Source organism: Dickeya sp. CFBP 2040 (assembly GCF_012273755.1).
GTDB lineage: Bacteria > Pseudomonadota > Gammaproteobacteria > Enterobacterales > Enterobacteriaceae > Dickeya > Dickeya poaceiphila.
This window is the reverse complement of sequence record NZ_JAAVXH010000088.1, coordinates 19,802-27,972: the sequence shown is the minus strand read 5'-3', so window position 1 is coordinate 27,972 and position 8,171 is coordinate 19,802. Positions and strand designations below refer to the sequence as shown.

Below are 8,171 nucleotides of genomic sequence, written 5' to 3'. Positions count from 1 at the left end.
CCGATCGCTATGGACGACGGTCTGCGTTTCGCTATCCGTGAAGGTGGCCGTACTGTAGGCGCCGGCGTGGTTGCTAAAGTTATCGCTTAATTGCTGATAAAATTTGACGCAACATGCGGTAAAAGGGCATCATTTGATGCCCTTTTTCTACGCTGTCGTCGTAGAACCTATCTCATCAGCGATTGTGCGGTATAATCATTGGTGAGATAGGCTCTGTGTAAGCGGTGTGAGTCCCGGATTGATCTCTTTGAGTACTTTCCGGTCTGGTTTGCCCTTACGGCAGGGCAAAATTATTTGTCTGAATCTAGTGACAGGTTGGTTTATGAGTGCGAATACCGAAGCTCAGGAGAGCGGGCGTGGTCTTGAGGCGCTGAAATGGCTGGTTGTTGCAGTATTACTTATTGCGGCAATTGTAGGTAATTATTACTACCGCGAATTCAGTTTGCCGCTGCGTGCGTTGGCTGTAGTTGTTTTGATTGCTGCTGCAGGCGGCGTGGCATTGCTGACGACGAAAGGCAAGGCAACGGTTTTGTTTGCGCGTGAGGCTCGCACCGAAGTTCGCAAGGTAATCTGGCCGACCCGGCAGGAAACATTACATACCACTCTGATTGTTGCTGCGGTAACTGCCATTATGTCGCTGATTCTGTGGGGACTGGATGGCATTCTGGTGCGTCTGGTATCGTTCATTACTGGCCTGAGGTTCTAAAATGTCTGAAGCTCCAAAGAAACGTTGGTACGTCGTTCAGGCGTTTTCTGGCTTTGAAGGTCGCGTAGCGCAGTCTCTGCGTGAACATATCAAACTCCATAGCATGGAAGACCACTTTGGTGAGGTGATGGTGCCGACCGAAGAGGTGGTTGAAATTCGTGGCGGCCAGCGTCGTAAAAGCGAACGTAAATTCTTCCCAGGCTATGTGCTGGTACAGATGGTGATGGATGATGCCAGCTGGCATCTGGTCCGCAGCGTACCGCGTGTCATGGGATTCATCGGGGGAACCTCTGACCGCCCAGCACCGATCAGCGATAAAGAAGTCGACGCTATCATGAATCGTCTGCAACAGGTGGGCGACAAGCCACGGCCTAAGACCCTGTTTGAACCGGGCGAAATGGTACGTGTTAACGATGGCCCGTTTGCTGATTTCAACGGTGTGGTGGAAGAAGTCGATTACGAAAAAAGCCGCCTGAAGGTATCTGTATCTATCTTTGGTCGAGCAACCCCTGTTGAGCTGGATTTCAGCCAGGTGGAAAAAGGCTAATTATTGCCTGAATTCGATACTTGTATCCGGCGCGAAATTGACCTACAATTTCGCGCCTTTGTTTTATGCGTCATTAAGACGTGTAACATGTTTATAAAACGCGGGGAGCTTCTTTGTGAAGCGCTATTACCCATTAGAGGAAAAGCTAAATGGCCAAGAAAGTACAAGCCTATGTCAAGCTGCAGGTTGCAGCTGGTATGGCTAACCCGAGCCCGCCAGTCGGTCCGGCTCTGGGTCAGCAGGGTGTTAACATCATGGAATTCTGTAAGGCATTTAACGCCAAGACAGAGAGCCTGGAAAAAGGTTTGCCGATTCCGGTTGTTATCACTGTTTACGCCGACCGTTCTTTCACTTTTGTTACCAAAACCCCGCCGGCATCTGTACTGCTGAAAAAAGCAGCTGGCATCAAGTCTGGTTCCGGTAAGCCGAACAAAGACAAAGTGGGTAAAGTGACCCGTGCTCAGGTTCTGGAAATTGCCCAGACCAAAGCAGCGGACATGACGGGTGCCAGCGTGGAAGCCATGGCGCGTTCCATCGAAGGTACTGCTCGTTCCATGGGCCTGGTAGTGGAGGACTAAGAAATGGCTAAGCTGACCAAGCGCATGCGCGTGATCCGTGAAAAAGTTGATGTAACCAAACAGTATGACATCAACGAAGCCGTTGCCCTGCTCAAAGAGCTGGCCACTGCTAAATTTGTTGAAAGTGTTGATGTTGCTGTAAACCTGGGCATCGACGCACGTAAATCTGACCAGAACGTCCGTGGTGCAACTGTACTGCCGCACGGTACTGGTCGTACTGTTCGCGTTGCCGTATTTACCCAAGGTGCTAACGCTGAAGCGGCAAAAGCTGCTGGCGCTGACTTGGTTGGTATGGACGACCTGGCTGAACAGATCAAGAAAGGCGAGATGAACTTCGACGTTGTTATTGCTTCTCCAGATGCAATGCGCGTTGTTGGTCAACTGGGCCAGATCCTGGGGCCGCGTGGCCTGATGCCGAACCCGAAAGTAGGTACCGTAACACCGAACGTTGCTGAAGCAGTGAAAAACGCTAAAGCAGGTCAGGTCCGTTACCGTAACGATAAGAACGGTATCATCCACACCACCATCGGTAAGGTTGATTTCGACGCTGACAAACTGAAAGAAAACCTGGAAGCTCTGCTGATTGCGCTGAAAAAAGCGAAACCAGCTCAGGCTAAAGGCGTGTACATCAAGAAAGTTAGCATCTCCACCACCATGGGTGCTGGTGTTGCCATCGATCAGAGCGGTCTGAACGCAGTCGCTAACTGATAGCTTTTGTTCCTCTTTACCCGGGCGAGGGATTTCTTTATAATCTTACGCCCGTTGTTCTGTAAATGAACAAAAGACGATTTTTTTCGGTTGGAGCCTGGCCTATCCAGGCCTCCGTCCAAGACCGCAGGTGTTTCGCCAGAGACTTAATTTTCCTGCGTAGACGGTGACAGAGCCTAAAGAACATTTTTATTCTTTTTTAAAGAATAGTCCTGCTGGATTCTGCTCACCGTGTTTTAACGCCTGTTTACTAAGTTGGTGGCGGGTGAAGTGAGTTCCGGAAATATTTTCCGGCTAAATCCAGGAGCAAAAGCTAATGGCATTAAATCTTCAAGACAAACAAGCGATTGTTGCTGAAGTCAGCGAAGTTGCCAAAGGCGCGCTGTCTGCGGTAGTTGCGGATTCCCGCGGCGTTACCGTAGATAAAATGACTGAACTGCGTAAAGCAGGTCGTGAAGCTGGCGTATACATGCGTGTTGTTCGTAACACCCTGCTGCGCCGCGTCGTTGAAGGCACTCAGTTTGAATGCCTGAAAGACACGTTTGTTGGTCCGACCCTGATTGCATACTCTATGGAACATCCGGGCGCAGCTGCTCGTCTGTTCAAAGAGTTCGCGAAAGCGAATGCAAAATTTGAGGTCAAAGCGGCAGCCTTTGAAGGTGAGTTGATTCCGGCGGCTCAAATTGACCGTCTGGCTACTCTGCCGACTTACGAAGAAGCAATTGCACGCCTGATGGCGACCATGAAAGAAGCCTCTGCAGGCAAACTGGTCCGCACTCTGGCTGCTGTTCGCGATCAGAAAGAAGCCGCGTAATCGCGCTTTTCCTGTTATCGCATTTGCTAACGTATAAACTTTTTCTGATTGTTAGGAACAATTGTCATGTCTATCACTAAAGATCAAATCATTGAAGCAGTAGCCGCTATGTCTGTAATGGACGTTGTTGAGCTGATCTCTGCAATGGAAGAAAAATTCGGCGTTTCTGCTGCTGCCGCTGTTGCTGTAGCTGCTGCTGGCCCGGCTGAAGCTGCTGAAGAGAAAACTGAGTTCGACGTTATCCTGAAAGCTGCTGGCGCTAACAAAGTTGCCGTTATCAAAGCAGTACGTGGCGCAACTGGCCTGGGTCTGAAAGAAGCGAAAGATCTGGTTGAATCTGCTCCGGCTGCCCTGAAAGAAGGCGTGAGCAAAGATGACGCTGAAGCTCTGAAAAAATCTCTGGAAGAAGCTGGCGCTGAAGTTGAAGTTAAATAAGCCAACCCTTCCGGTTGCAGCCTGAGTCATCAGGCTGATGGCTGGTGACTTTTTGGTCACCAGCCTTTTTGCGCTGTAGGGTGCCGGTAGTGTTTCACACTGTTTGACTGCCGGTTTCCCATCAATGTTTGTTTCTATCGACGACTTAATATACTGCGCCAGAGCGCCTGTTCTGTGTAAAGCGCAATGAAATGATTTAAGAGTGATAGAAACAGGTATTGCGGAATGTGTTCCATATTCCGATCGACATAAATAGTGTTGCATGAACCGTCCTTTTCAGGGCGGACAAAGTGGGTCGACTTGTCAGCGAGCTGAGGAACCCTATGGTTTACTCCTATACCGAGAAAAAACGTATTCGTAAGGATTTTGGCAAACGTCCGCAAGTACTGGATGTGCCTTATCTCCTTTCTATCCAGCTTGACTCGTTCCAGAAGTTTATCGAGCAAGATCCGGAAGGTCAGTACGGTCTGGAAGCTGCATTCCGTTCCGTATTTCCTATCGCAAGTTACAGCGGCAGCTCCGAACTGCAATACGTAAGCTACCGCTTGGGTGAGCCGGTATTTGACGTTCAGGAGTGTCAAATCCGTGGCGTTACCTTCTCTGCGCCGTTGCGCGTGAAACTGCGTCTGGTGATCTACGAGCGCGAAGCGCCGGAAGGCACCGTCAAAGACATCAAAGAACAAGAAGTGTACATGGGCGAAATTCCGCTCATGACCGACAACGGTACCTTTGTTATCAATGGTACCGAGCGTGTTATTGTTTCTCAGTTACATCGTAGTCCTGGCGTCTTCTTTGACAGCGATAAGGGTAAAACCCACTCTTCCGGTAAGGTGCTGTATAACGCACGTATTATTCCTTACCGTGGTTCCTGGCTGGACTTTGAATTCGACCCGAAAGACAACCTGTTTGTCCGTATCGACCGTCGCCGTAAACTGCCGGCTACCATCATTCTGCGCGCATTGAATTACTCCACCGAAGAAATTCTGAACCTGTTCTTCGATAAAGTGGTGTATGAAATCCACAACAACAAGTTGCAGATGGAACTGGTGCCGGAACGTCTGCGTGGCGAAACCGCCTCGTTCGACATCGAAGCCGACGGTAAAGTCTACGTTGAGAAAGGCCGCCGTATCACTGCGCGCCATATCCGTCAGTTGGAAAAAGACGGTATCGAACGTATTGAAGTACCGGTCGAATACATTGCCGGCAAAGTGCTGGCGAAAGACTATGTGGATGAAAGCACCGGCGAAGTGATCGCAATGGCGAACATGGAGCTGTCGCTGGATCTGCTGGCTAAGCTGAGTCAGTCCGGTCACAAGCGTATTGAAACGCTGTTCACCAACGATCTGGATCACGGTCCGTACATGTCCGAGACCGTGCGTGTTGACCCAACCAATGATCGCCTGAGCGCGCTGGTTGAGATCTACCGCATGATGCGTCCTGGTGAGCCGCCGACACGCGAAGCTGCCGAAACGCTGTTCGAAAACCTGTTCTTCTCTGAAGATCGCTACGATCTGTCAGCGGTTGGTCGCATGAAATTCAACCGCTCTTTGCTGCGTGAGGAAATCGAAGGTTCCGGTATCCTGAGCAAAGAAGACATTATCGATGTGATGAAAAAGCTCATCGATATTCGTAACGGTAAAGGCGAAGTCGACGATATCGACCATCTGGGCAACCGTCGTATCCGTTCTGTCGGTGAAATGGCGGAAAACCAATTCCGCGTTGGTCTGGTGCGTGTTGAACGTGCGGTGAAAGAGCGCCTGTCTTTGGGTGACCTGGATACGCTGATGCCGCAGGACATGATCAATGCCAAGCCGATTTCTGCGGCGGTGAAAGAGTTCTTCGGTTCCAGCCAGTTGTCTCAGTTTATGGACCAGAACAACCCGTTGTCCGAGATTACGCATAAACGCCGTATCTCCGCTCTCGGCCCAGGCGGTCTGACTCGTGAACGTGCTGGCTTCGAAGTTCGAGACGTACACCCGACGCACTATGGTCGCGTATGTCCTATCGAAACGCCGGAAGGTCCGAACATCGGTCTTATCAACTCGCTGTCCGTGTATGCACAGACTAACGAGTATGGTTTCCTGGAAACCCCGTACCGCCGTGTACGTGATGGCGTGGTCACTGACGAAATTCATTACCTGTCTGCCATTGAAGAAGGTAACTACGTTATTGCTCAGGCGAATACCAACCTGGATGACGAAGGCCACTTCATCGATGAACTGGTTACCTGCCGTAGCAAAGGCGAATCCAGCTTGTTCAGCCGTGATCAGGTTGACTACATGGACGTTTCCACCCAACAGGTGGTCTCCGTGGGTGCCTCACTGATCCCGTTCCTGGAACACGATGACGCCAACCGCGCCCTGATGGGTGCGAACATGCAACGTCAGGCGGTGCCGACCCTGCGTGCCGACAAGCCGCTGGTAGGTACCGGTATGGAACGTGCTGTTGCCGTTGACTCCGGTGTTACTGCGGTTGCTAAACGCGGTGGTACCGTGCAGTACGTCGATGCTTCTCGTATCGTTATCAAAGTTAACGAAGAAGAGATGTATCCAGGCGAAGCAGGTATCGACATCTACAACCTGACCAAATACACCCGTTCCAACCAGAACACTTGTATCAACCAGATGCCTTGCGTGTCGCTGGGCGAGCCGGTTGAGCGCGGCGACGTGTTGGCTGACGGCCCGTCTACCGACCTCGGTGAACTGGCGCTGGGTCAGAACATGCGCGTAGCATTCATGCCGTGGAACGGTTACAACTTCGAAGACTCCATCCTCGTTTCTGAGCGTGTAGTACAGGAAGACCGTTTTACCACCATCCACATTCAGGAACTGGCGTGTGTGTCCCGTGACACTAAGCTGGGGCCAGAAGAGATCACCGCCGACATCCCGAACGTGGGTGAAGCGGCCCTCTCCAAACTGGACGAATCCGGTATCGTTTACATCGGTGCGGAAGTGACCGGTGGCGACATTCTGGTCGGTAAAGTGACGCCGAAAGGCGAAACGCAGCTGACGCCGGAAGAGAAACTGTTGCGTGCGATCTTCGGTGAGAAGGCGTCTGACGTGAAAGACTCTTCTCTGCGTGTGCCGAACGGCGTTTCCGGTACGGTTATCGACGTACAAGTCTTTACCCGCGATGGCGTGGAAAAAGACAAACGTGCGCTGGAAATCGAAGAAATGCAGCTCAAGCAGGCCAAGAAAGACCTGACTGAAGAACTGCAGATTCTGGAAGCCGGTCTGTTTGCCCGTATCCATGATGTGCTGGTTGCCGGTGGCGTTGAAGCCGACAAACTGGACAAGCTGCCGCGCGAGCGTTGGCTGGAACTGGGTCTGACCGACGAAGAGAAGCAGAATCAGTTGGAGCAGTTGGCTGAGCAGTACGACGAGCTGAAACACGAATTCGAGAAGAAACTCGAAGCCAAACGTCGCAAAATCACCCAGGGTGATGATCTGGCGCCGGGCGTGCTGAAGATCGTTAAGGTGTATCTGGCGGTTAAACGTCAGATCCAGCCGGGTGACAAGATGGCAGGTCGTCACGGTAACAAGGGTGTTATCTCCAAGATCAACCCGATCGAAGATATGCCTTACGACGAAAACGGCACGCCGGTCGATATCGTACTGAACCCGCTGGGCGTACCGTCGCGTATGAACATCGGTCAGATTCTGGAAACCCACCTGGGTATGGCGGCTAAAGGCATCGGCGACAAAATCAACGCCATGCTCAAGCAGCATCAGGAAGTCGCTAAGCTGCGTGAATTCATCCAGCGCGCTTATGACCTGGGCAACGACGTACGTCAGAAAGTAGACCTGAACAGCTTCAGCGATGAAGAAGTGCTGCGTCTGGCGGAAAACCTGAAGAAAGGTATGCCGATCGCCACGCCGGTGTTCGACGGTGCCAAGGAAAACGAGATCAAAGAGTTGCTGAAACTTGGCGATCTGCCGACTTCCGGTCAGATTACGTTGTTCGATGGCCGTACTGGCGAGAAATTCGAGCGTCCGGTTACCGTGGGCTACATGTACATGCTGAAACTGAACCACCTGGTGGACGACAAGATGCATGCCCGTTCTACCGGTTCTTACAGCCTGGTTACCCAGCAGCCGTTGGGTGGTAAGGCTCAGTTCGGTGGTCAGCGCTTCGGTGAGATGGAAGTGTGGGCGCTGGAAGCTTACGGCGCAGCCTATACCCTGCAGGAAATGCTGACGGTGAAATCCGATGACGTGAATGGCCGTACCAAGATGTACAAAAACATCGTGGATGGCGATCACCGGATGGAACCGGGTATGCCGGAATCCTTCAACGTACTGTTGAAAGAAATCCGCTCCCTGGGTATCAACATCGAGCTGGAAGAAGAGTAATCCCAGCACGATAACGCTGCGAGCATTCGTT

Annotated in this window: 7 protein-coding genes and 1 pseudogene; all 8 read left to right on the top strand. The window is 51.6% G+C overall.

What is annotated here, in order from left to right; translation table 11 throughout:
- Positions 1 to 90 (top strand): annotated as a pseudogene (locus tag Dpoa2040_RS13600) (elongation factor Tu); the annotation flags it as partial.
- A gap of 232 nt (positions 91 to 322) precedes the next feature.
- The gene (gene secE, locus Dpoa2040_RS13595; RefSeq protein WP_042867819.1) at positions 323 to 706 is read left to right on the top strand and encodes a preprotein translocase subunit SecE; all 384 of its coding nucleotides are present in this window, start codon (positions 323 to 325) and stop codon (positions 704 to 706) included.
- Position 707: 1 nt separating this feature from the next.
- Positions 708 to 1,253, top strand: a complete 546-nt coding sequence (gene nusG, locus Dpoa2040_RS13590; protein WP_012882959.1) for a transcription termination/antitermination protein NusG — start codon at positions 708 to 710, stop codon at positions 1,251 to 1,253.
- A 149-nt stretch (positions 1,254 to 1,402) separates the two neighbouring features.
- Positions 1,403 to 1,831, top strand: a complete 429-nt coding sequence (gene rplK, locus Dpoa2040_RS13585; protein WP_016943875.1) for a 50S ribosomal protein L11 — start codon at positions 1,403 to 1,405, stop codon at positions 1,829 to 1,831.
- 3 nt (positions 1,832 to 1,834) lie between these two features.
- Positions 1,835 to 2,539 (top strand): 50S ribosomal protein L1, encoded by a 705-nt coding sequence (gene rplA, locus Dpoa2040_RS13580; RefSeq protein ID WP_168641602.1) that lies wholly within the window; start codon positions 1,835 to 1,837, stop codon positions 2,537 to 2,539.
- Between the two features lie 316 nt (positions 2,540 to 2,855).
- Positions 2,856 to 3,353, top strand: coding sequence for a 50S ribosomal protein L10 (gene rplJ / locus Dpoa2040_RS13575; protein WP_012882962.1), 498 nt, complete (start codon positions 2,856 to 2,858; stop codon positions 3,351 to 3,353).
- Between the two features lie 66 nt (positions 3,354 to 3,419).
- Positions 3,420 to 3,788: a 50S ribosomal protein L7/L12 gene (gene rplL / locus Dpoa2040_RS13570; protein WP_168641601.1), complete on the top strand. Its 369-nt coding sequence runs from the start codon at positions 3,420 to 3,422 to the stop codon at positions 3,786 to 3,788.
- A gap of 323 nt (positions 3,789 to 4,111) precedes the next feature.
- Positions 4,112 to 8,140 carry a DNA-directed RNA polymerase subunit beta gene (rpoB, locus tag Dpoa2040_RS13565; RefSeq protein WP_168641600.1) on the top strand — a complete coding sequence of 1,343 codons (4,029 nt, stop codon included), beginning with the start codon at positions 4,112 to 4,114 and terminating at the stop codon, positions 8,138 to 8,140.
- Positions 8,141 to 8,171 lie beyond the last annotated feature (31 nt).